The following is a 23,479-nucleotide window of genomic DNA, read 5'->3' as shown; positions in this document are numbered from 1 at the left end:
CGCAGGTTAAATGGAGGCGGAAGCGAGGAGACGACAGGCGCGCACCCGGTGTCGGGTAGCAGCGTTATAAAATAAAGGGCGTTGCCGGGTGATCCTCGGCAACGCTTTTTTCATTCCCGAGTGACCTTTTCCTCACGCGCACCGATCTGGGCACCGATGCCGCAACGGCATAACCGGGCTCCGGGTCACATGAGACAATGCGGGCTGCCTTTCAAGCCTGCCATGCCGTCCGATCCCGCTTCTTCCCCTCAGTCCCAATCTTCCCCGCAGTACCAGGTACGCCTTGGCACGAGTGCCGACGCATCCGCACTGGATGCCTGGCTGCAGGCGGCAGCTCCGTTGCCCGTACCCGTGGCGCGCGCACGACGGCTGGTGCTGGAAGGATTGTTGGCGCAGTCCGGGCAGGGGGCATGCCTGTTGGCCGATGCCGAGGGTGGCGGATTCGCCGCTTGCCTGCCAGTGGCCCTGCATCCGAGCCTGGCGTTCGGCGGACTGACGGCCTGCGCGACCGAATGGTGGCTCGACGTTGCTGCAGTGGGTACGCAATCGGGCTGCCTGGAGGCGTGCCTTGCCACGCTGGCCGAGTGGTGCCGCGCGCACGGTATACGTCACATCCTGCTGGCGCCTGCGCTGGCTGCCAATACCCCTTCCGGGCCGTCCGGCTTTGTCCGGCATGCCAGCGGGCTCTGGCACCGCGGCCTGTCCCCGGCCCCTAAGGCGCTGGGCTAATCGTCCGGTCGCTGCTTGCTCCTTCCTTCCTCCTTACCTTCTTCGTTTCCTGCAATGATGGAGTTTGCATTCCTGGCGGTTGCCGCCTTTCTCGCCGGCCTGATCGACGCGGTGGCTGGCGGCGGCGGTTTGGTCCAGATCCCCGCGCTGTTTTCTGCTTTTCCCGGCATGTCGCCCGCCACGCTGCTCGGCACTAACAAGGTGGCGTCAGTCGCCGGAACGGCCAACGCCGCAATCCGCTACGGGCGCAATGTGCGCATCTACTGGGCCGCGACAGCGCCCGCCGTGGTCGCGGCCTTTGTGTTCTCGATGGCAGGCGCATGGGCGCTTACGATGATGCCGGCCGAGCCGCTGCGCAAAGCATTGCCGTTCGTGCTGGTGGCGCTGCTCGCCTACACGGTGGCCAAGAAGGATCTGGGCACCGAGCACGCCCCTTCGCTGACCGGCACGCGCGAACGTGTTGCGGCGCTGCTGGCGGGCGCCGCCATCGGCTTCTATGACGGCGTGTTCGGGCCGGGCACGGGCAGCTTCCTGATGATCGTGTTTGTACGCGTGTTCGGCTATGACTTCCTGCATGCGTCCGCCTCAACCAAGGTGGTGAACCTGGCGACCAATCTCGCCGCGCTGCTGCTGCTGGCCAGCAAGGGCCATATCTGGTGGCAGCTCGGTCTGGTCATGGCTGTCGCCAATGTCGCCGGCAGCCAGGTGGGCAGCCGGCTTGCGCTGCGCCACGGCAGCGGCTTCGTGCGCAAGGTCTTTATCGTTGTGGTCAGCGCGCTGATCCTGAAGACGGCGTGGGACGCCTTTTTGCGTTGATTTGTGATGCCCGCGATGCGGGTTAATCCTGCCTGGAAGTGCAGGATCGCTGTGTTAGACTCGATTCGCATTCCCGACCGCACGGTCGGGAAATGACCGCGACATTTCCGGGGGAGTGGTGCGGACGGGAAAGACGGGATGGACCTTGTTCCTCCCTTGAAATACGCAGGTGCCAGCGATGTGCCTGCGCTGACCCGAGGGGTCGACAAAAGAGGCATCCGGCGGCGGGGCCGTACGGATGCCTTTCCGTTTGCAGGAACGAAGGAGACAAGATGAACTTCAAGCGCGCCAGCCTGCTGGCCATCGCTGCGGCTGCCCTAGTTGCCGGCACTGCCAGCGCACAGGTCAAGGTCGGGGTCACGGTGTCGGCCACGGGTCCGGCGGCATCGCTGGGCATTCCGGAGAAGAACACCTTCTCGCTGATGCCCAAGGAGATCGCGGGCAAGAAGGTCGAGTACATCATCCTCGATGACGCGTCGGACACCACCACGGCCGTCAAGAACACGCGCAAGCTGATCAGCGAAGACAAGGTCGATGTCGTGGTCGGTTCCACCGTCACGCCGAACTCGCTGGCCATGGTCGATATCGTGGCCGAGAACGAGACGCCGATGATCACCATGGCCGCGTCGGCCCGCATTATCGAACCCATGGATGCCAAGCGCGCCTGGGTCTTCAAGACACCGCAGAACGACTCGCACATGGCCACGGCCATTGCCGAGCACATGACCAACAACAACGTGAAGACGGTGGCGTTCATCGGCTTCGCGGATGCCTACGGCGACAGCTGGGCGCAGGAATTCGCCAAGGTGGCGGAGATGCGCAAGATCAAGGTCGTCGCCAACGAGCGCTTTGCGCGCACCGATACCTCGGTGACCGGCCAGGTCCTCAAGATGATGGGCAGCAATGCCGACGCGGTGCTGATCGCAGGCTCGGGTACGCCCGCGGCGCTACCGGAAAAGGCGCTCAAGGAGCGCGGCTACAAGGGTAGGATCTACCAGACCCACGGCATTGCCAATCCCGACTTCCTGCGCGTGTGCGGCAAGGACTGCGAAGGCACGCTGCTGCCGGCGGGCCCGCTGCTCGTGGCTGACCAGCTTCCCGACAGCAATCCGGTCAAGAAGCCGGCCATGACCTACAAGACCGCTTACGAGAAAGCGTTCGGCGGCCAGGTGTCGACGTTCGGCGGCCATGCGTGGGATGCGGGCCTGATCCTGCAGCATGCCATTCCGGAAGCGCTTAAGAAGGGCCAGCCCGGCACGAAGGAATTCCGCAAGGCACTGCGTGACGCGATGGAGCAGATCAAGAACCTTCCGGTCTCGCACGGCATCATGAACATGAGCCCGACCGACCACCTCGGCTTCGATCAGCGCTCGCGCGTGATGGTGCAGATCGTCGACGGCAAGTGGAAGCTGCTGACCAAGTAAGCCGCTGGCAGTTGCTGGACGCGTAGCAAAGGAAGGCGCATGGTGAACCCCATGCGCTTTCTTTTTTGCGCGCTGCATTCGCCGATGCGACAACTAGGGTTGCCCTGTATTTCTGCAATGGATAACCCGTTTACCATTTCGTAATCCCAGCGCATATCTGTGCGCACGCCTCTGCGACGATCCCAGCGCAGATAGCGTCCTGTCCGCCCCTTGGCTTGCAGGCAGAATCATTCGACAACACGGGAAGACAATGGACCTTTCGATTGCCGCCATCCTGGCGCAGGACGGCATCACTTCAGGTGCGATCTACGCGCTGCTCGCGCTCGCACTGGTGCTGGTGTTCTCGGTGACCCGCGTCATCTTCATTCCGCAAGGCGAGTTCGTCGCCTATGGCGCGCTCACGCTGGCCGCCATGCAGGCCGGACATGTGCCTCAGACCACGTGGCTGCTGCTGGCCATGGGCGTGCTGACTTTCCTGTATGAAACCGTGACCGTGCTGCGAAGCGCGGAACTGCGCCGAACGCTCGGGCGAAGGCTCGCTGTGCTGGCCGGCAAGTACCTCGTGTTTCCGCTGGTGGTGCACCTGCTGGTGCAGCAATACGGCGCGCAACCGTTGCCGATGCTCGCGCAGATCGCGATGACGCTGCTGGTCATCATTCCGCTTGGGCCGATGCTGTACCGTCTTGCGTATCAGCCGCTCGCCGAAGCGAGCACGCTGGTGCTGCTGATCGTCTCGGTCGGCGTGCACTTCGCGCTGGTAGGCCTGGGACTCGTGATGTTCGGCGCGGAGGGTTCGCGTACCGAGGCATTTTCCGACGCGCGCTTCGAAGTAGGCAGCCTCACCATCTCGGGCCAGAGCCTGTGGATCGTGGGCGTGTCGGCATTGCTGATCGGCGCGCTGTACTTCTATTTCGATCGCACGCTGCAGGGCAAGGCATTGCGCGCGACGGCGGTGAACCGCCTTGGCGCGCGCCTGGTCGGCATCGGCACGACGCAGGCAGGGCGGCTGTCGTTCACGCTGGCCGCGGCGATGGGCGCGCTGTGCGGCATCTTGATTGCACCGCTCACGACCGTGTACTACGAATCGGGGTTCCTCGTGGGCCTGAAAGGCTTCGTCGGCGCGATCGTCGGCGGGCTGGTGAGCTACCCGATCGCCGCACTGGGTGCGCTGCTGGTGGGGCTGCTTGAATCGTATTCGTCCTTCTGGGCCAGCGCGTTCAAGGAGGTCATTGTCTTTACGCTGATCATTCCGGTGCTGCTGTGGCGCTCGCTGACGAGCAAGCACGTCGAGGAGGAGGAATAAGCCATGACGATGCTGACCGACAAGCAAGCGGCTGTGGGTGGCGAACGCGCCGGCAACCGCGCCGGCCTGCAGCGCAACCGCGTGCTCACGCTGCTGTTCATCGTGGTGCTCGCGCTGATGCCGGTACTGCCGACGCCGGAGTTCTGGATCACGCTGGGCAATTACATCGGGCTGTACAGCATCGTGGCGATCGGGCTCGTGCTGCTGACAGGCGTGGGCGGCATGACGTCGTTCGGGCAGGCCGCGTTCGTGGGACTCGGTGCGTACAGCACTGCGTACCTGACCACGCAGTTCGGGCTGTCGCCGTGGTTCGGATTGCTGGTGGGCCTGGTGATCACCATGGCATGTGCGTATGTGATTGGCCTGATCACGATGCGCATGTCCGGCCACTACCTGCCGCTTGCCACGATTGCGTGGGGACTGTCGCTGTTCTTCCTGTTTGGCAACCTCGAGTTCCTCGGCAAGTACGACGGCCTCAATGGCATTCCTGTGCTGTCGCTGTTCGGCATTGAACTGCAGTCGGGCCGGTCGATGTTCTACCTGATCTGGGCCGTGGTGCTGCTCGCGGTGCTGGCCGTGCAGAACCTGCTGAATTCACGCCCGGGGCGCGCGATGCGCGCGTTGAAGGGCGGCGGCGTGATGGCTGAAGCGATGGGCGTGAACACCGCGTGGATGAAGGTCGTAGTGTTCGTCGTCGCCGCAGTGCTCGCCTGCATCTCAGGCTTTCTCTACGCGCACTTGCAGCGCGCGGTGAACCCGACGCCGTTCGGCCTGAACTACGGTATCGAATACCTGTTCATGGCGGTGGTCGGTGGCGTGGGTCATGTGTGGGGCGCGGTGCTGGGCGCGGGCCTTCTCACGATCCTCAAGGACACGCTGCAGGGACTGCTGCCGAAGCTGCTCGGTGCCAATGGCAATTTCGAGATCATCGTATTCGGCGTGCTGCTCGTGCTGCTGCTGCAGTATGCGCGCGATGGTCTGTGGCCGTTCTTGCGCAGGGTGTTGCCATCGGGCCCGCCCGTGCGCGCGCCGGATGTGGCCGACGCGCTTCCGGTGCGGCAGAAGCCTGAGGCCGGCGAACTGATCCTTGACGTACGCGCTGCGCGGAAGCAGTTCGGTGGACTTGTCGCCGTCAACGACGTGAGCTTTCAGGTGCGCGCCGGCGAGATCATTGGCCTGATCGGTCCGAACGGTGCGGGCAAGTCGACGACGTTCAATCTCGTCACGGGCGTGCTGCCGGTCACGCGTGGCGAAGTGCGATATCGCGGCGAAGTGATATCGGGTCTGCCCTCGCGCGAGATCGTCAAGCGCGGCGTAGGCCGTACTTTCCAGCACGTGCATCTGCTGCCGTCCATGACGGTGCTCGAGAACGTGGCGATCGGCGCGCACCTGCGCGGAGACTTTCGCGCGCAGGGTGGCGTGTCGGCCGCGATGCTGCGCATGAATCGCGTCGAGGAAGAGAAGCTGCTGTTCGAAGCGCGGCGCCAGCTCGAACGCGTGGGGCTGGCCGACTGCATGTACATGGAAGCCGGCAGCCTGGCGCTGGGTCAGCAACGCATCCTGGAAATCGCGCGCGCACTGTGCTGCGATCCGGCGCTGCTGCTGCTTGATGAGCCGGCTGCCGGCCTGCGCTACAAGGAGAAGCAGGCGCTGGCCGAACTGCTGCGCAAGCTGAAGTCCGAAGGGATGAGCGTGCTGCTGGTCGAGCATGACATGGACTTCGTGATGAACCTCACCGATCGCCTCGTGGTGATGGAGTTCGGCACGCGCATCGCCGAAGGCGTGCCCGAAGACGTACAGAAGAACCCGGCTGTGCTTGAGGCCTATCTTGGCGGTGTGGAGTAAGGACGCGACATGAGCTTGATTCTCGAAGTGAAGGACCTTCACGTCCGCTATGGCAAGGTGGAAGCCGTGCACGGCGCGAGCCTCAAAGTGGAAGCCGGCAAGATCGTTACCGTGATCGGCCCCAACGGCGCCGGAAAATCGACGATGCTCAACGCAATCATGGGTGCGCTGCCGGTCAATGGCTCGGCGAATGGCACCGTCAGTTATCTCGGCCATGACATGGCCGGCATTCCGGTGGAGGGCCGGGTGGCGCGCGGCATGTGCCTGGTGCCGGAGAAGCGAGAGCTGTTCGCGTCGATGACGGTGGAAGACAACCTGCTGCTCGGCGCCTTCCGGCGCAAGCGCGCCGGTGAGAAGAACTTTCTGGACCAGATGGACGTGGTCTACGACTTGTTCCCGCGCCTGCGTGAACGGGCGCGGCAGGACGCCGGCACGCTATCTGGCGGCGAACGGCAGATGCTTGCCGTTGGGCGAGCGCTAATGGCCAAGCCGCAACTGCTGATGCTCGATGAACCGAGCCTCGGGCTGGCGCCGCTGATTGTGAAAGAGATCTTCCACATCATCAGCAACCTGCGCCAGACCGGCGTGGCGACGTTGCTGATCGAGCAGAACGCGCGTGCAGCGCTACAGGTGGCGGACTACGGCTATGTGATCGAGACCGGCGATATGGCGATGGAAGGGCCGGCGGCGGAGCTCGCCAGCAATCCGAAGGTGATTGAAACCTATCTGGGGCTGGCAAAGAAGGCGGCTTGAACCGGGGTAGTTATTTGATGAATGCGAGGCCCGCTTCGGCGGGCCTTTTCATTCGTTCAGTAAATATCAAGGCGAGTCCAGTACCAAGTGGCGAAGCTATATATCTCGGCATGGATTTAGGTGGATTGATTTAGCTGAATAAAATTCTTCAGGTGAATGATTCATCCGTGCGATCAACAGGTTGATTCGATTTATCGATATTAGCTGTGTTAAGTGTCAGGCGATCATCTTTCTGACGAATAGTCTGGGTCGCTTATGTCCTAGAATCCTGCGCGGCAGTTTCCAGCAGCCATTCGCGGAAGCAACGCAGGGCGGGATGATCGCGCCGCTCCCTTGGTGAACACAGGAAATAGCCGCGTTGCAGCCGAATCGGAAGATCGAACGGCGCTACGACCCGCCCGGCGGCTAGTTCGTCGTGCAACAGACAGCGCTGCAGCACCGCAATACCCATGTCGGCGCGCACGGCCTGAACCAGGATCGACACCTGGTCGAAGCCTGATGACAGCTTCGGCGCAGCGTTGGGTACGCCTGCCGCCTGCAGCCAGTTGGCCCAGTTTGCAGGGGCGGTGGTGTGATAGAGCAGGGGTTCATCCATCAGCTCGGCGGGTTCGCGCCAGCGTCCGGCTGCATGCCGTTGGCGTGCGCGGTCGGGATGGCAGACCGGCACCATCTCGCGGCCCACTACATAGTCCACCTGGAGGCCAGGCCATTTGCCCGGCTCGCCGGCCAGTAAAGCAGCATCGGGCGCAGCACCGGAGAAATCCTCGTCGCGGCGGTAGGGCACGAAATCGAGGCGGATATCGGGGTGTCGACGGTGGAAGTCGGGCAGGCGGGGCACCAGCCAGACACTGGCAAGCGTTGGCACGGCAGAAAGCGTCAGATGGTGGCTACGGTCACCGGCACGCAATGCCGCACTCGCATTCTCGATCGCGGCAAGCGGGCCCGCGACAGCGTCCAGCAACTGCTGTCCGGCACCCGTCAGTGTCAACCGGTGCGCATTGCGCTGAATCAGCGGCTGGCCAAAGTGTTCCTCGAGCCGGGCAATGGCCCGGCTGATAGCCCCCTGTGTCACGCATAGGGTGTCGGCCGCGCGGGTGAAACTGCCCAAGCGCGCGGCGGCGACGAAGGCGTGCAGCTCGGACATTGAAGGGGAATGCAATCGCATGGGCCGGAGGTCGAGGATGACCTTTGGTAATGCAAAAGTGCAATATAGTCGTTTGCCCCGGACCGGTAAACGGCTGACACTCGGGCGGCAATTTACAACCCAATAACAGGAGAAAGCCCCATGACCCGAGCCCGAATGTCGCGTCGCCAACTGATGCTGTCTGGCGTCGCGGCTGCCACAGCGCTGGCCGTTACAGGCAGCGCATTCGCGCAGGCTGCCTATCCCAACCGTCCCATCCGCCTTGTCGTGCCGTTCGCGGCAGGCGGCTCGACCGATCTCTCGGCACGCCTCGTGGCCGAGTTCGCCGGGCGCGAACTGGGCCAGCCGATCGTCGTCGAGAACAAGGGCGGGGCAGGGGGCTCGGTGGGCATGGAGCAGGTAGCCAAGTCGGACCCCGATGGCTACACCATCGGCATGGCCACGGTCAGCACGCATGGATCCAACCCGGCGGTCTATCCGAAGCTCAAGTACGACCCGATCAAGGACTTTGCGCCGGTAACCAATGTGGTGGCCATTCCCAGCGTCTTCGCCGTGCACCCCAGCGTACCGGCCAAAACCATGCAGGAGTTCATCGCACTGGCCAAGGCCAATCCGGGCAAGTACACCTTCGCGTCGCCGGGTGCCGGTTCGCTGGGCCACGTAAATATCGAGAACTTCATGATGCTGGCCCACATCGACCTGCTGCACGTGCCTTACAAGGGCGCGGGCCTGGCGCTCAACGACGCCGTGGCAGGTCAGGTGAATGCGATCACCGACAACCTGTCATCGACGCTTCCTCACGTGAAATCGGGCCGTCTGCGTGCGCTGGCGGTGCTGGGCGCTGCCCGCTCGCCGCAGCTTCCGGGCGTACCCACTTATGCGGAACTGGGCTTCAAGGACATGGGCGAGGGCGGCTGGTTCGGCATCGTCGCACCGGCGGGTACGCCGTCGGCCGTTGTCATGCGCCTGAATCAGGCCATCCACAAGGCCATGCAGAACCCCGAGTTCAAGCGCAAGGTGGAAGAGGCGGGCGGCACGCTGGTGCCGACCACGCCGGACCAGTTCAAGGTGCAGATCCAGCAGGCCATGGCGCGGTACGCACGCGTAGCCAAGGCGGCCAACATCAAGCTGGACTGACGCATGAACCAAGCCATGGATACGAATCAGATCGCGCCGTTCACGCTGGCGCTGCCGGAAGGGGAGGCCCTGCCGCTGGTGTGCGATTCGCCGCATAGCGGCACCTTTTACCCGGCCGACTTTGGCGCGGTCGTGGCACCGGAGCGCCTGCGTGGTGGCGAGGACACCCACGTCGATGCACTGTGGGAGGCCGTGCCGCGCGTCGGCGGCACACTGCTGGCGGCGACTTTCCCGCGGGTCTACATCGATCCGAACCGCACGCTGGACGATATCGATCCGGCACAGCTGGAAGGGCCGTGGCCCACCCCACTGGCGCCGGGGGAGAAGACTCGCCTCGGCTACGGGCTGATCTGGAGCAACATCGACGCGGCGACGCCGATCTACGACCGGAAGCTGACGGTGGCGGAAGTGCACAGGCGTATCAACCGTTACTACCGGCCGTACCATGCCGCGCTGACCGAGGCAGTGGAGGGCGCTTACCAGCGCTTCGGGGCGGTCTGGCATCTGAACCTGCACTCCATGCCGAACAATGCTTACGAGCGGCTAAAAATCCAGAGCCCGCGTCCGCTGGCGGACTTCGTACTGGGAGATCGGGACGGTACGACGTGCGAGCCTGGTCTAGTTGATCTGGTGGAGAGGGAGTTGCGCGAGAAGGGTTACACCGTGGCACGGAACGATCCCTACAAGGGCGTGCAACTGATCGCTCAGATCGGCCGGCCGGCTGAGCGGCGTAACAGCTTGCAGATTGAGATCAGGCGGCCGCTCTATATGGAGGAGGGGACGCGGGAGAGGAATGAGGGTTTTGCTACGTTGCAGAGGGATTTGACTTTGCTGACGCTGAGGATTGCGGAGTATGTGAGGCGGGGTGTTTGAAGGTTTGGGTGTTTGTTTCACGTGAAACAGTGGGTCGGTCGCTTTTGTTTGGGCACCGGCCCTTTTGGTTTTTGTTGGTAATGGGGGTTGTGTGCTTGGCATGCGCCCCTGTTTCGCCGGCGTAGCCGGCGACCTACTTTTGTCCGAGCGACAAAAGTAGGCAAAAGCGCGTCAGGCTTGCCCCAAAGGGGCGAATTTTTATCGTAGTGTGCCAGGGGTGTTGTACGGGTATGGGCTTCAGAGTCCTTCACGCTGCCTGCCGCGTGGGGCACCACCGTGATCAGAATTACAGCGCTGATTGAACGAGCCCTGCAAGCGTCTGTGGCCCCGGCTGCTACCGGTATCGCATGATCGCCTTCGCCTTCGCCTTCGCCTTCGCCTTCGGCTGCGCTGCGCGCAGAGCTCAAGTCTCACATGGCGTAGCAGGTTCGAACCACTGACCACCGTGACAGGCGTCCAAAGCCGCGTGAACCACTGCTGCCGTGGAATTGATGCCAGCGGCTAGCGACGCGTTTTTTGGGTACTTATTGTCGCTTGGACAAAAAGTGCCTCGCCGACTACGCCGGCGAAACAGCGGCGCATGCCAAGAATAACGCGCCCACCAAACGACGCCCCATGTGTTTCACGTGAAACACACATCCCCATCCACGAAGTAACCCTCCCTCCACGTTCCACGTGAAACAACGCCACCCCCAAAAATCCCCCAGTCGATTGCCGCTATAATTCGACATTCAGCTTTTTCCCGTCAGCCTCCCGGAGGAGGTGTCCCATGCTTTACCCGAAAGAATTCGATGTCATTGTCGTCGGCGGTGGTCACGCCGGCACGGAAGCCGCCCTCGCCGCTGCCCGGATGGGCTGCCAGACCCTGCTGCTGACCCATAACATCGAGACCCTCGGGCAGATGAGCTGCAATCCGTCGATCGGCGGCATTGGCAAGGGGCATCTGGTCAAGGAGGTGGACGCGATGGGCGGCGCCATGGCTGCCGCCACGGACGAGGCGGGCATCCAGTTCCGTATCCTGAACTCCAGCAAGGGGCCGGCCGTGCGAGCGACGCGTGCCCAGGCTGACCGCGTGCTATACCGCAAGGCTATCCGTACCCGGTTGGAAAACCAGCCGAACCTGATGCTGTTCCAGCAAGCCGTGGACGATCTGCTGGTGGAAGGGGATCGCGTTGTCGGCGCCGTCACGCAGGTCGGGATCGCTTTTCGCGCCCGAGCGGTGGTACTCACTGCAGGCACCTTCCTGGACGGCAAGATCCACGTCGGCCTGGACAACTACACCGGAGGTCGCGCAGGCGACCCGGCGTCGGTGTCACTGTCGGCTCGCCTGAAGGAATTGAAGCTACCTCAGGGCCGCCTGAAGACCGGCACGCCGCCGCGCATCGACGGCCGTACCATCGACTTTTCGGTGATGGAAGAACAACCTGGCGACCTCGATCCGGTGCCGGTGTTCTCGTTCCTGGGCCGTCCGGAGCAGCACCCGCAACAGCTGCCTTGCTGGATCAGCCATACCAATAGCCGTACCCACGACATCATCCGGGGCGGCCTCGATCGTTCGCCGATGTACACCGGCGTGATTGAAGGGGTAGGGCCACGCTACTGCCCGAGCATCGAGGACAAGATCCATCGCTTTGCCAGCAAGGACAGCCATCAGATCTTCCTGGAACCGGAGGGGCTGACCACCAACGAGTTCTACCCGAACGGCATCTCGACGAGTCTGCCTTTCGACGTCCAACTTGAACTTGTGCACTCGATCCGCGGGCTGGAGAACGCGCACATCCTGCGCCCGGGCTACGCAATCGAGTACGACTACTTCGACCCGCGCGCGCTGAAGGCTTCGCTGGAAAGCAAGGCGATCAGCGGGCTGTTCTTTGCCGGCCAGATCAACGGCACGACCGGCTATGAAGAAGCGGCGGCACAGGGCCTGCTGGCTGGCATCAATGCTGGCTGCTACGTGCGCGAGCGCGATGCCTGGACGCCGCGCCGCGACCAGGCTTACCTTGGTGTGCTGGTCGACGATCTCATCACGCGCGGCGTGACCGAGCCGTACCGCATGTTCACGAGCCGTGCTGAATTCCGCCTGAGCCTGCGTGAAGACAACGCCGACATGCGCCTGACCGAGGTCGGCCGCGAGCTTGGTGTGGTGGATGACGTGCGCTGGGATGCTTTCAACCGCAAGCGCGACGCTGTTTCACGTGAAACAGAGCGGCTGAAGAGCACGTGGGTCAATCCGACCATCCTGCCGGCTGAAGATGCCGTGCCGCTGCTGGGCAAGCCGATCGAGCGCGAGTACAGCCTGGCTGATCTGCTGCGTCGCCCGGAAGTCGTCTACAACGATCTGATGGCGCTGCAGGGCGGACGTCATGCGCCGGAAGTTCCGCTGGACGGGGACCCGCTGCTGATGGACCAGATCCGCGAGCAGATCGAGATCGGCGTGAAATATCACGGCTACATCGCCCGTCAGGCTGCCGAGGTGGACAAGCTAGAAGCCAACGAATCGACGCGACTGCCGGAAGGGCTCGACTACACCGAAGTGCGCGGGCTGGGCTTCGAGGTCAGCCAGAAGCTGAACCAGCATCGGCCGGAGACGCTTGGCCAGGCCTCGCGTATTTCCGGCGTGACGCCGGCGGCGATCTCGCTGCTGCTGGTTCACCTGAAGAAGAAGGGGCTGGGGCGCACCCGTTCCGGCAACTCGCAAGAGGCTGCCTGAGTGGGCGGCCAACGACACACCATGATCGACGACGCGGCACAGCGTCGTCGCCTCGAGGCGGGCCTGGCCGAGATCGGCCTGGCCTTGCCGCCGGATCGGATCGACACCCTGTTCGCGTACCTGGCGCTGCTGCGCAAGTGGAACGGCGTCTATAACCTGACTGCGATCCGTCATCCCGATGAAATGCTGACGCACCATCTGCTCGATTCGCTGGCCGCCGTGCCGGCGCTGGCGGAGATGGCGCGCTCGTCGGAGGTTGGCGGTGCTGCGCGGGGCAGGGTGCTCGATGTAGGCTCGGGCGGCGGCATGCCCGGCCTTCCGCTGGCGATTTCGTGCCCCGACGTGTCGGTGCTGATGGTCGACATCGTCCAGAAGAAGACCGCGTTCCTGACGCAGTGCCGGGCGCAGCTGGGCTTGTCGAATGCGGCCGCCCATTGGGGCCCGGTCGAGAGGCTGGAAGATGCAGATAAATTTGCGGTGATTACGTCACGTGCGTTTGCGGAACTGACGGACTTCGTCAACCTGTCCGGTCATCTGCTGGCACCGCACGGCAGGCTCATCGCGATGAAGGGCGTGTACCCGCAGGCTGAACTGGATCGCATGGAAGCGGCGGGGCTGATGGCGGCGTGGCAGGTCGAGGAAGTGCGGCGCCTCACTGTCCCGGGGCTCGATGCCGAGCGCCACCTGGTGCTGTTGTCGCGTAAATGATGGTAGCGGCGCGTGCGCCGCGAACCGGGCGGGCCAGCGGGCCATGTCCGGATAAGGAATTCAATCGGGAGCCTCAGAAGCATATGGCCAAGGTATTCGTGATCGCGAACCAGAAGGGCGGGGTGGGCAAGACCACCACGACGGTGAACCTCGCCGCAGGCCTGGCTGCGCAAGGCCAGCGTGTGCTGCTGGTCGACCTGGATCCGCAGGGCAATGCCTCGATGGGGTCGGGCATCGACAAGCAGTCGCTCGAACACAGCGTGTACCAGGTGCTGGTGGGACTCGCCTCGGTCGAGCAGGCGCGCCAGCGCTCCGAGACTGGCAAGTACGACGTGCTGCCCGCGAATCGCGAACTCGCCGGCGCGGAAGTCGAACTCGTGGAACTGGACCAGCGCGAACGCAAGCTCAAGCACGCGATCGCCGAGGTCGACGACCAGTATGACTTCGTGCTGATCGATTGCCCGCCGTCGCTGTCGCTGCTGACGCTGAACGGGCTGTGCGCCGCGCATGGCGTGATCGTGCCGATGCAGTGCGAGTACTTCGCACTCGAAGGGCTGTCCGACCTTGTCAACACGATCAAGCAGGTTCACGCGAACCTGAACCGTGAACTGAAGGTGATCGGCCTGCTGCGCGTCATGTTCGATCCGCGCGTCACGCTGCAGCAGCAGGTGTCGGCCCAGCTCGAATCGCATTTCGGCGACAAGGTCTTCAAGACCCTGATCCCGCGCAATGTGCGCCTCGCTGAGGCGCCTTCCTATGGCATGCCGGGCGTTGCCTTCGATCCGTCGTCGAAGGGCGCCAAGGCTTATCTCGACTTCGGCGCCGAGATGATCGCCCGTGTCAGGCAGCTGTCGGCGCCGGAAGCTGCCACCGCGTTGCAAGGACAGTGACCATGAGCACCGTGAAGAAGAAGGGTCTTGGCCGCGGCCTGGAAGCCCTGCTCGGCGGCCCGGCCGAGATCGTCGAAACCGCGAAGCAGGAGGGCGCGCCCACCGTGCTGCGGCTCGATCAGCTTCAACCCGGCAAGTACCAGCCGCGCACGCGCATGGACGAGGGCGCTCTGCAAGAGCTCGCTGCAAGCATCCGTGCGCAAGGCCTGATGCAGCCGATCCTGGTGCGGCGCGTGGCCGAGCCTGATCGCTACGAGATCATTGCGGGCGAACGCCGTTTCCGCGCTTCGCGACTCGCCGGTCTCGACAAGGTGCCGGTGCTGGTGAAGGAGGTTGCCGACGAAGCCGCGGCGGCCATGGCGCTGATCGAGAACATTCAGCGCGAAGACCTGAATCCGCTCGAAGAAGCGCAAGGCATCATGCGCCTGATCCGCGAATTCCAGTTTACGCACGAGCAGGCGGCCGAGTCGGTGGGCCGCTCTCGCAGCGCAGTCTCGAACCTGCTACGCCTGCTGAACCTTGCAGCGCCGGTGCAGACCATGCTGATGGCGGGCGATCTTGATATGGGACATGCGCGTGCACTCCTGGCGCTCGACGGCGCGAATCAGATCACGCTGGCCAACCAGATCGTCAACAAGCGGCTATCGGTGCGCGAGACCGAGAAGCTTGTTGCTGCTACGCTGAAGCCGTTCGAACTGAAGTCCCTCAAGCACAAGACCGGCAATGGCATGCGCGATGTCGCACGGCTGGAAGAAGAATTGTCGGATGCGCTGGGATTGTCAGTGCAGATCAAGGTAGGTGCGCGCGGCAAGGGCCAACTCACCATTCACTTCAGCAATAACGAAGCGCTCGACGATGTGCTCGAGCGTCTGCGCGATGCAGGCGAAGGGCAACGGGTCGCGTAAACGACTCACGCCGACTCCGTGCAAAAAGCTGCGCGATAAACGGCCATTTGCATGCGCACTGTTGCATTCACGCAGCAGTTAACAGTCCGACATCCGGTTAACGCACCGGGCAGTCACGGATCCTCCATCATGCGTCACGCGAGTTGCGCAATTCAATTACGTCAAGCGTCGTTGCTGCGCAATTTCAACGAAGCCATCATGCAATCGTGATAGCAACCGTTGTGTAGTTTGCCCCTGCAAGCAAACTGTAAGCACGTTGACGCGACTCAGTATTTCCCCTTAAAATCGTGCGGTTTGAATTCTGGTCGGGCCGAAAAGTTCCGGCCTGAATGAGGCAGACAGTAGTGGTTCGAGACCGACAGCAGCAGAACGATTCGCGTCAGGTAAACGCCCGGAATGATGAGTGGGATTTTGACGCAGAACGTGAAGAAGAAGCTGTCGATCCGCTGTCACGCGCGGAAGCGGTGACACTGTTTGGCGAACGCGCGTTGCGTCCTTCGCGCATGACACCCGGCAAAGTTGTGCTGGCGCAGGTGGTTGTGACCCTGCTTTCGGCATTGTGCTGGGCGTTGTTCGGCAAGCAGGCCGGGCCGTACGGCTGGTCCGCGTTGCTTGGCGGTGCTGTGTGTTTCGTGCCGAGCGGGTTCTTCGCATTTCGCCTGTGGATGGCGCGCGATCGGGCCTCGATTGGCGGGCTGGTGATGGGCGAGGCGATCAAGGTGTTCGCCACCGTCGCACTGATGGTGCTCGTGGTGGTGCTGTACCGCGACCTGCGTTGGGTGCCGATGCTCGTCACGTTGCTGCTTGCGCTCAAGACGTATTGGGTGGTGGCTCTGGCGATGCGGTAAGACTGCGGTAAGACTGCGGTAAACCGGCCAGGCCCGCCGCACGAAGTGTGTGCTTCCCGGTGAGATGGGGCACCAAAACGGAATATCAAGATACACGGTGCAGGGTTTCACAGTGGTGAAACCGTGTGCCGACAAAGTTTGACCCGCTTGCATGGCGGTGACCGGCCACAAGGCCGAAGGCAATGCAAGACGCGTACCGGCTGCCCGCCAATGCGAGGGGGCCGGATCCAAGATTTCGCAATATACCGTTCGTCTCGACATGTCAGAAGCTATCCAAGGCGCCGAACACGCGCTGACACCCTCCGGCTATATCGCCGAACACTTGCAGAACTTGAACTCGGTCGGCGGCAAGCAAGCGTCGGTGGTCGATTTCTCCGTGCTGAACTATGACACGGTGTTCTGGTCTGTGCTGTGCGGCGCCATCGCCGTAATCTTCCTCCTGATCGCCGCGCGTCGCGTTCACGCTGGCGTGCCGGGTCGCTTCCAGGCCTTTGTCGAGATGATCGTCGAGATGGTCGACGACCAGGCCAAGGGCATCATTCACGGCGACCGTTCGTGGATTGCTCCGCTGGCACTGATGGTGTTCTGCTGGATCACCATGATGAACGCCATCGACCTGATTCCGGTCGACTGGGTCACCGGCCTGAACAACCTCCTCGGCATTTTCCACATTCACCTTCCTCACCACCGCGCAGTGGCCACGGCCGACCTGAACGGTACGCTGGGCATGTCGTGCTCGGTGCTGGTGCTGATGATCTACTACAGCTTCAAGATCAAGGGCGCGGGCGGCTTCATGCACGAACTGTTCTCTGCCCCGTTCGGCGCCAAGTGGTACCTGGCTCCGTTCAACCTGATCCTGAACATCATCGAGTTCCTGGCCAAGGCCGTGTCGCTGGGCATGCGGTTGTTCGGCAACATGTATGCCGGCGAACTCGTGTTCCTGCTGATCGCATTGCTGGGTTCCATCTGGACGTTCAGTGCTGACCTGTCGGCGCTGGGCTTTGTCGGCCACGTCGTTGCCGGCACGGTCTGGGCGATCTTCCACATCCTGATCGTTCTGCTCCAGGCATTCATTTTCATGATGCTGACGCTGGTGTACATCGGCCAGGCTCACGATCACCACTGATCGACACAGGTTTTAGGTTTTTTGGTTTTTTGGTTTTTTGGTTCTAAGTCTCTCTAAATTAAAGGAGTCATCATGCAAGCATTTCTCGCCAACATCCAGGGTCTGACCGCTATCGGTATCGGCATCATCATCGGTCTGGGCGCTATCGGCGCCTGCCTGGGTATCGCCCTGATGGGTGGCAAGTACATTGAAGCCTGCGCACGTCAGCCTGAGCTGATGAACCCGCTGCAGACCAAGATGTTCCTGCTGGCTGGTCTGATCGACGCGGCATTCCTGATCGGCGTGGGTGTTGCAATGCTGTTCGCCTTCGCCAACCCGCTGCTGGCTGTCATTCAGTAATTTCTTTTCGGTCTGCATGATGCTGACGGGCGGCGCAGGCCATCAGCCTGGCCGCCTTTTGTGCATTTATCTGTAGTTTGATTACCGAAAGGAACACACCATGAATCTGAACGCAACGTTTTTTGCGCAGATGGTCGTGTTCTTCATCCTGTGGTGGGTTGTTGCCAAATTCATTTGGCCGCCGCTGGTGAAGGCGCTCGACGAACGCGCAAAGAAGATCGCCGATGGCCTCGCCGCTGCCGAGAAGGGCAAGGCCGAGCTTGAACTCGCCAACAAGCGTGTGGACCAGGCTATGGCCGAAGCCCGCACCGAGGGTGCTCAACGCGTCGCTGACGCCGAGAAGCGCGCCCAGCTGACGGCAGAAGAGATCAAGCAAAACGCCCAGGCAGAAGCCGCACGCATCATTGCCCAGGCGAAGGCCGAGGCAGAGCAGCAGGTGACCCGCGCACGCGAATCGCTGCGCGACCAGGTTGCCGTGCTGGCAGTCAAGGGTGCCGAGCAGATCCTCAAGCGCGAAGTGAACGCGCAGGTCCATTCCGACCTGCTCAATCAACTCAAAGCTGAGCTCTAATCATGGCCGAAACCGCAACCATTGCCCGTCCCTATGCTGAGGCGCTGTTCCGCGTCGCCAGCGAAGCCGGCAATCTGGGTGCATGGTCCGAGCTGGTGTCGGAGATGGGGCAGATCGCCGCCAACCCCGACATCAAGGCGCTCGCCGACGATCCGAACGTCCCCGGCGACAAGCTGGGTGACCTGTTCCTGTCGGTGGTGAAGTCCCCGGTCAATGACGAGGCACGCCGCTTCGTCAAGCTGCTGGTGGAAAACAACCGCCTGACAGTGATGCCGGAAGTCGCCGAGCAATTCCATGCGCTCAAGAACGCCCGCGAAGGTTCGTCGGACGTCGAGATCACCAGTGCATTCCCGCTGGATGGTCAGCCACTGAACGACCTGGTCGCTGCACTCGAACGCAAGTTCGGCCGCAAGCTGTACGCGAAGGTGGCGGTGGATCCGTCCCTGATCGGCGGCGTGAGCGTCAAGGTCGGCGACGAAGTGCTCGACACCTCCGTGCGTGCGCGCCTGGCTGCCATGCAAACCGCGCTGACCGCCGTCTGATCGGCCGTCCGTCGGATTGAAGAATTAGGAGCATTGTGATGCAACTGAACCCCTCAGAAATCAGCGAGCTGATCAAGTCCCGCATCTCGGGTCTTGGCGCCGACGCTGAAGTGCGCAACACCGGCACGGTGATTTCCGTGACCGATGGTATCTGCCGCGTGCACGGCCTGTCTGGCGTGATGCAGGGCGAGATGCTGGAATTCCCGGGCAACACCTTCGGCCTCGCGCTGAACCTCGAGCGCGACTCCGTCGGTGCCGTGGTGCTGGGCGACTACGAACACATTTCGGAAGGCGATACGGTCAAGTGCACCGGCCGCATTCTGGAAGTGCCCGTTGGCAAGGAGCTGCTGGGCCGCGTGGTCAACACGCTGGGCCAGCCGATCGATGGCAAGGGCCCGATCAACGCGAAGGAAACCGACGTGATCGAAAAGGTCGCGCCGGGCGTGATCGCGCGTCAGTCGGTGAGCCAGCCGGTGCAGACCGGCCTGAAGTCGATCGACTCGATGGTGCCGATCGGCCGTGGCCAGCGTGAGCTGATCATTGGCGACCGCCAGACCGGCAAGACCGCCGTGGCTGTCGACGCCATCATCAACCAGAAGGGCAAGGGCATCTTCTGCGTGTACGTGGCAATCGGCCAGAAGGCTTCGACGATCGCCAACGTGGTGCGCAAGCTCGAAGAACACGGCGCGATGGAATACACCGTCGTCGTGGCTGCCGCCGCTTCGGATTCGGCCGCCATGCAGTACCTGGCTGCCTACGCCGGCTGCACGATGGGCGAGTACTTCCGCGACCGCGGCGAAGACGCGCTGATCGTTTATGACGATCTGACCAAGCAGGCCTGGGCCTACCGCCAGGTGTCGCTGCTGCTGCGCCGCCCGCCGGGCCGCGAAGCTTACCCCGGCGACGTGTTCTACCTGCACTCGCGCCTGCTGGAGCGTGCTGCCCGTGTGAACGAAGAGTACGTCGAGAACTTCACCAAGGGTGCCGTGAAGGGCAAGACCGGTTCGCTGACCGCACTGCCTATCATCGAAACGCAGGCTGGTGACGTGTCCGCATTCGTGCCGACCAACGTGATCTCGATTACCGACGGTCAGATCTTCCTGGAAACCGACCTGTTCAATGCCGGTATCCGTCCCGCGATCAACGCCGGTATCTCGGTGTCGCGCGTGGGTGGTGCTGCACAGACCAAGGTGGTGAAGAACCTGTCCGGCGGTATCCGTACCGACCTGGCCCAGTACCGTGAACTGGCTGCGTTCGCGCAGTTCGCTTCGGACCTGGACGACGCTACCCGCAAGCAGCTCGAGCGTGGCCGCCGCGTGACCGAACTGCTCAAGCAGGCTCAGTACCAGCCGCAGCAAGTGTGGCAACTGGCCGCGTCGCTGTTCGCCGCCAACAATGGCTTCCTCGACAACGTGGAAGTGAAGGACATTCTGCCGTTCGAGAAGGGCCTGCACGACCATCTGAAGACCAAGTACGCCGACCTCGTCAACCGCATCGAAGAGACCAAGGTCCTCTCGAAGGAAGATGAACCGGCGCTGCGTGCTGCGATCGAGGATTTCAGGAAGTCCGCCGCGTTCTAACCGCGTGATTCCACGAAGCTCGCCGCGCCTGCGCCGGGGTCGCCCCGGCGGTGCGCGGCGAGAGTTCGAATGGAGAGGAAGATATGGCCGGAACGAAAGAGATTCGAACCAAGATCAAGAGCGTGCAGAACACGCGCAAGATCACCAAGGCGATGGAGATGGTCGCCGCGTCCAAAATGCGCAAGGCGCAGGAGCGGATGCGCAATGCCCGTCCCTACGCCGAGAAAGTGCGCAATATCGCGGCGCACCTGGCTTCGGCCAACCCCGAGTTCAAGCATCCGTTCATGCAGGAGCGCGAAGTCAAGCGCGTCGGCATGATCGTGGTGACGACCGACAAGGGGCTGTGCGGTGGCCTGAACACCAACGTGCTGCGTGCGGTCACCAATGAACTGAAGACCCTGCAGGGGCGCGGCGTGGACGTGCAAGCGACCGCCATCGGCGGCAAGGGCATGCAGTTCCTGAGCCGTATTGGCGCCAAGGTGGTCTCGAACGTGGTGCAGCTTGGCGACACGCCGCATCTGGAAAAGCTGATCGGTGCCATCAAGGTTCAGCTCGACGCATTCACCAACGGTGAAGTCGACGCGGTGTACCTGTCGTACACCCGGTTCATCAATACGATGAAGCAGGAGCCGATGGTCGAGCAGCTGTTGCCGCTCGCCGCCGACAAGCTGGCCCAGACCGAAGAGGAAAAGCGCGCCTACTCGTGGGATTACATCTACGAGCCTGACGCCCAGACCGTGGTGGAAGACCTGTTGGTCCGCTACGTCGAGGCGCTGGTGTACCAGGCCGTGGCCGAAAACATGGCGTCCGAGCAATCGGCGCGCATGGTGGCCATGAAGGCGGCATCCGACAATGCCAAGAACGTGATCGGCGAACTGCAACTGGACTACAACAAGACCCGTCAGGCAGCGATCACCAAGGAACTGTCGGAAATCGTCAGCGGTGCGGCAGCCGTCTAAGGCGTCAAGAATTCAAGCTATCGGAGATACGAAATGAGTATCGGAAATATTGTGCAGTGCATTGGCGCCGTGGTGGACATCGAGTTCCCGCGCAACGCAATGCCGAAGGTGTACGACGCGCTGGTGCTGGAAGACAGCAGCGAAACGTCGTTTGCCGAAAAGGGCCTGACGTTCGAAGTCCAGCAGCAGCTGGGCGACGGCGTGGTGCGTACCATTGCCCTCGGTTCGTCGGACGGCCTGCGCCGCGGCATGGCCGTGAAGAACACCGAAGCGCCGATCTCGGTGCCGGTGGGTCAGGGCACGCTGGGCCGCATCATGGACGTGCTGGGTCGCCCCATCGACGAAGCTGGCCCGATCGCTTCGGACGAGCGCCGCGCGATTCACCAGAAGGCACCGAAGTTCGACGAACTGTCGCCTTCGACCGACCTGCTCGAAACCGGCATCAAGGTGATCGACCTGATCTGCCCGTTCGCAAAGGGCGGTAAGGTTGGCCTGTTCGGTGGTGCTGGCGTGGGCAAGACCGTCAACATGATGGAGCTCATCAACAACATCGCCAAGCAGCACAGCGGTCTGTCGGTGTTCGCCGGCGTGGGCGAGCGTACCCGTGAAGGGAACGACTTCTACCACGAAATGAAGGACTCCAACGTGCTCGACAAGGTGGCCATGGTGTTCGGCCAGATGAACGAGCCGCCGGGCAACCGTCTGCGCGTGGCACTCTCGGGCCTGACCATGGCCGAGAAGTTCCGCGACGAAGGCCGCGACATCCTGTTCTTCGTCGACAACATCTACCGCTACACGCTGGCCGGTACCGAAGTGTCGGCACTGCTGGGCCGTATGCCTTCCGCCGTGGGCTACCAGCCGACGCTGGCTGAAGAAATGGGCAAGCTGCAGGAACGTATTACGTCGACCAAGACTGGCTCGATCACGTCGATCCAGGCCGTGTACGTGCCTGCGGATGACTTGACCGACCCGTCGCCGGCAACCACCTTCCTGCACCTGGACTCGACCCTCGTGCTGTCGCGTGACATCGCTGCGCTCGGTATCTACCCCGCAGTGGATCCGCTGGACTCGACCTCGCGCCAGATGGACCCGCAGGTTGTGGGTCAGGAGCACTACAATGTCGCGCGTGCCGTTCAGCAGACGCTGCAGCGCTACAAGGAACTGCGCGACATCATCGCGATTCTGGGCATGGACGAACTGTCGCCGGAAGACAAGATGGCCGTGAACCGCGCGCGTAAGATCCAGCGTTTCCTGTCGCAGCCGTTCCACGTGGCCGAAGTGTTCACGGGTTCGCCGGGCAAGTACGTGCCGCTGAAGGAAACCATCCGTGGTTTCAAGATGCTGGTGGATGGCGAGTGCGATCACCTGCCCGAGCAGGCGTTCTACATGGTCGGCTCGATCGACGAAGCCTTCGAGAAGGCCAAGAAGCTCCAGTAAGCCTCGCTTTGACGCTCCCGCACCCCGGTGCGGGAGTGGCGGCCGGCCGCCTTGCGCGCCCGGCCGTCAGAAGTGAAGCGAACGGACAAAGGAATTCATATGGCAACCATTCTTGTAGACGTCGTCAGCGCGGAAGCGTCGATCTTCTCCGGTCCGGCGAAGTTCGTGGCGCTGCCGGGCGAGTCGGGTGAGCTGGGCATTCTGCCGGGCCACACGCCGCTGATTACGCGTATCCAGCCGGGCGCCGTGCGTATTGAGAAGGAAGACGGCAGCGAAGAGTTTGTGTTCGTTGCCGGCGGTATTCTCGAAGTCCAGCCGCAGCACGTTACCGTGCTGGCCGATACCGCTATCCGCGGTACCGATCTGGACGAAGCCAAGGCGCAGGAAGCCAAGCGTGCCGCCGAAGAGTTGATGCAAAACCAGAGCAGCGATCTGGACATTGCACGCGCTCAGAGCGAGCTCGCCGTGGCCGCCGCGCAACTGGCTGCCATCGCCCGTCTGCGTCGTAAGAAGTAAGCAGCAAGCAGTCCCTGTCGCACTGTTGTTTTTTCGGTGCGACAACCAAAAAAGGCAGCCACGCGGCTGCCTTTTTTTATGCTGTGGGGATAAGCTTCTTGTGCTTGGACCAAAAAAAAGCGCGCGGGCCGGGGAGGCTCCGCGCGGACGGGAAAATCCCTTCGAGGGGTCAATTCGAAGGAACGGGTTCGGTCCAGGACTACTAAGAGGCGCAGCGAATCTGGTTCGCACATTCGGCCGCAAAGGCCTCGCGCCATCGGGTCTTCCTGGTGTCCGACCAGCAGGCATCGCCTGCTGGCTCGGAAAATCGGGAATCACTGCCAA

At 62.5% G+C, this 23,479-nt stretch carries 22 protein-coding genes; 21 read left to right on the top strand and 1 reads right to left on the bottom strand.

The window, feature by feature from the left end; all coding sequences use genetic code 11:
• Nucleotides 1-222: 222 nt before the first annotated feature.
• The 6 genes from ACIGJG_RS17270 to ACIGJG_RS17245 all read left to right on the top strand — a co-directional run bounded on the left by ACIGJG_RS17270 (nucleotide 223) and on the right by ACIGJG_RS17245 (nucleotide 6,870).
• Nucleotides 223-729 carry a hypothetical protein gene (locus tag ACIGJG_RS17270; RefSeq protein WP_483672573.1) on the top strand — a complete coding sequence of 169 codons (507 nt, stop codon included), beginning with the start codon at nucleotides 223-225 and terminating at the stop codon, nucleotides 727-729.
• Nucleotides 730-786: 57 nt separating this feature from the next.
• The gene (locus tag ACIGJG_RS17265) at nucleotides 787-1,545 is read left to right on the top strand and encodes a sulfite exporter TauE/SafE family protein (RefSeq protein WP_041679745.1); all 759 of its coding nucleotides are present in this window, start codon (nucleotides 787-789) and stop codon (nucleotides 1,543-1,545) included.
• Nucleotides 1,546-1,817: 272 nt separating this feature from the next.
• Nucleotides 1,818-2,969 carry an ABC transporter substrate-binding protein gene (locus tag ACIGJG_RS17260; protein WP_011299491.1) on the top strand — a complete coding sequence of 384 codons (1,152 nt, stop codon included), beginning with the start codon at nucleotides 1,818-1,820 and terminating at the stop codon, nucleotides 2,967-2,969.
• 250 nt (nucleotides 2,970-3,219) lie between these two features.
• Complete coding sequence (locus ACIGJG_RS17255) at nucleotides 3,220-4,272, top strand: branched-chain amino acid ABC transporter permease (protein ID WP_011299490.1); 1,053 nt, start codon at nucleotides 3,220-3,222, stop codon at nucleotides 4,270-4,272.
• 3 nt (nucleotides 4,273-4,275) lie between these two features.
• On the top strand, nucleotides 4,276-6,117 hold the full coding sequence (locus ACIGJG_RS17250) for a branched-chain amino acid ABC transporter ATP-binding protein/permease (protein WP_011299489.1): 1,842 nt from the start codon (nucleotides 4,276-4,278) through the stop codon (nucleotides 6,115-6,117).
• Nucleotides 6,118-6,126: 9 nt separating this feature from the next.
• Complete coding sequence (locus ACIGJG_RS17245; RefSeq protein WP_011299488.1) at nucleotides 6,127-6,870, top strand: ABC transporter ATP-binding protein; 744 nt, start codon at nucleotides 6,127-6,129, stop codon at nucleotides 6,868-6,870.
• Nucleotides 6,871-7,123: 253 nt separating this feature from the next.
• On the opposite strand, the gene ACIGJG_RS17240 is transcribed toward ACIGJG_RS17245, so the two are convergent.
• Nucleotides 7,124-8,035: a LysR substrate-binding domain-containing protein gene (locus ACIGJG_RS17240; RefSeq protein WP_140950004.1), complete on the bottom strand. Its 912-nt coding sequence runs from the start codon at nucleotides 8,033-8,035 to the stop codon at nucleotides 7,124-7,126.
• Nucleotides 8,036-8,155: 120 nt separating this feature from the next.
• Between ACIGJG_RS17240 and ACIGJG_RS17235 the strand changes: the two genes are divergently transcribed.
• From ACIGJG_RS17235 to ACIGJG_RS17165, 15 genes are all read left to right on the top strand, one after another.
• Complete coding sequence (locus tag ACIGJG_RS17235; RefSeq protein WP_483672572.1) at nucleotides 8,156-9,151, top strand: tripartite tricarboxylate transporter substrate binding protein BugE; 996 nt, start codon at nucleotides 8,156-8,158, stop codon at nucleotides 9,149-9,151.
• A 3-nt stretch (nucleotides 9,152-9,154) separates the two neighbouring features.
• Nucleotides 9,155-10,024, top strand: coding sequence for an N-formylglutamate amidohydrolase (locus ACIGJG_RS17230; protein ID WP_483672571.1), 870 nt, complete (start codon nucleotides 9,155-9,157; stop codon nucleotides 10,022-10,024).
• A 769-nt stretch (nucleotides 10,025-10,793) separates the two neighbouring features.
• Nucleotides 10,794-12,734, top strand: a complete 1,941-nt coding sequence (gene mnmG, locus ACIGJG_RS17225) for a tRNA uridine-5-carboxymethylaminomethyl(34) synthesis enzyme MnmG (protein ID WP_011299484.1) — start codon at nucleotides 10,794-10,796, stop codon at nucleotides 12,732-12,734.
• A gap of 21 nt (nucleotides 12,735-12,755) precedes the next feature.
• A complete protein-coding gene (gene rsmG, locus ACIGJG_RS17220) occupies nucleotides 12,756-13,442 on the top strand; it encodes a 16S rRNA (guanine(527)-N(7))-methyltransferase RsmG (RefSeq protein WP_483672570.1) in 687 nt (228 codons plus the stop codon).
• Between the two features lie 83 nt (nucleotides 13,443-13,525).
• Nucleotides 13,526-14,332, top strand: coding sequence for a ParA family protein (locus tag ACIGJG_RS17215; protein WP_011299482.1), 807 nt, complete (start codon nucleotides 13,526-13,528; stop codon nucleotides 14,330-14,332).
• A 2-nt stretch (nucleotides 14,333-14,334) separates the two neighbouring features.
• Nucleotides 14,335-15,237, top strand: a complete 903-nt coding sequence (locus ACIGJG_RS17210) for a ParB/RepB/Spo0J family partition protein (protein ID WP_011299481.1) — start codon at nucleotides 14,335-14,337, stop codon at nucleotides 15,235-15,237.
• Between the two features lie 329 nt (nucleotides 15,238-15,566).
• A complete protein-coding gene (locus ACIGJG_RS17205) occupies nucleotides 15,567-16,085 on the top strand; it encodes an ATP synthase subunit I (RefSeq protein WP_483672569.1) in 519 nt (172 codons plus the stop codon).
• Nucleotides 16,086-16,344: 259 nt separating this feature from the next.
• Complete coding sequence (gene atpB, locus ACIGJG_RS17200; protein ID WP_011299479.1) at nucleotides 16,345-17,211, top strand: F0F1 ATP synthase subunit A; 867 nt, start codon at nucleotides 16,345-16,347, stop codon at nucleotides 17,209-17,211.
• Nucleotides 17,212-17,283: 72 nt separating this feature from the next.
• A complete protein-coding gene (atpE, locus tag ACIGJG_RS17195; RefSeq protein WP_011299478.1) occupies nucleotides 17,284-17,550 on the top strand; it encodes a F0F1 ATP synthase subunit C in 267 nt (88 codons plus the stop codon).
• 100 nt (nucleotides 17,551-17,650) lie between these two features.
• On the top strand, nucleotides 17,651-18,121 hold the full coding sequence (locus tag ACIGJG_RS17190) for a F0F1 ATP synthase subunit B (protein ID WP_011299477.1): 471 nt from the start codon (nucleotides 17,651-17,653) through the stop codon (nucleotides 18,119-18,121).
• A gap of 2 nt (nucleotides 18,122-18,123) precedes the next feature.
• On the top strand, nucleotides 18,124-18,663 hold the full coding sequence (locus ACIGJG_RS17185) for a F0F1 ATP synthase subunit delta (RefSeq protein WP_011299476.1): 540 nt from the start codon (nucleotides 18,124-18,126) through the stop codon (nucleotides 18,661-18,663).
• A 38-nt stretch (nucleotides 18,664-18,701) separates the two neighbouring features.
• Nucleotides 18,702-20,243, top strand: coding sequence for a F0F1 ATP synthase subunit alpha (atpA, locus tag ACIGJG_RS17180; protein WP_011299475.1), 1,542 nt, complete (start codon nucleotides 18,702-18,704; stop codon nucleotides 20,241-20,243).
• An 83-nt stretch (nucleotides 20,244-20,326) separates the two neighbouring features.
• Nucleotides 20,327-21,202, top strand: coding sequence for a F0F1 ATP synthase subunit gamma (gene atpG / locus ACIGJG_RS17175; RefSeq protein WP_011299474.1), 876 nt, complete (start codon nucleotides 20,327-20,329; stop codon nucleotides 21,200-21,202).
• Between the two features lie 33 nt (nucleotides 21,203-21,235).
• Nucleotides 21,236-22,639 (top strand): F0F1 ATP synthase subunit beta, encoded by a 1,404-nt coding sequence (gene atpD / locus ACIGJG_RS17170; protein ID WP_011299473.1) that lies wholly within the window; start codon nucleotides 21,236-21,238, stop codon nucleotides 22,637-22,639.
• Nucleotides 22,640-22,738: 99 nt separating this feature from the next.
• Nucleotides 22,739-23,155, top strand: a complete 417-nt coding sequence (locus ACIGJG_RS17165) for a F0F1 ATP synthase subunit epsilon (protein ID WP_011299472.1) — start codon at nucleotides 22,739-22,741, stop codon at nucleotides 23,153-23,155.
• Nucleotides 23,156-23,479 lie beyond the last annotated feature (324 nt).

This window comes from Cupriavidus sp. C1SS-2L (assembly GCF_057073735.1).
This window is presented reverse-complemented; position numbering and strand designations above follow the sequence as displayed.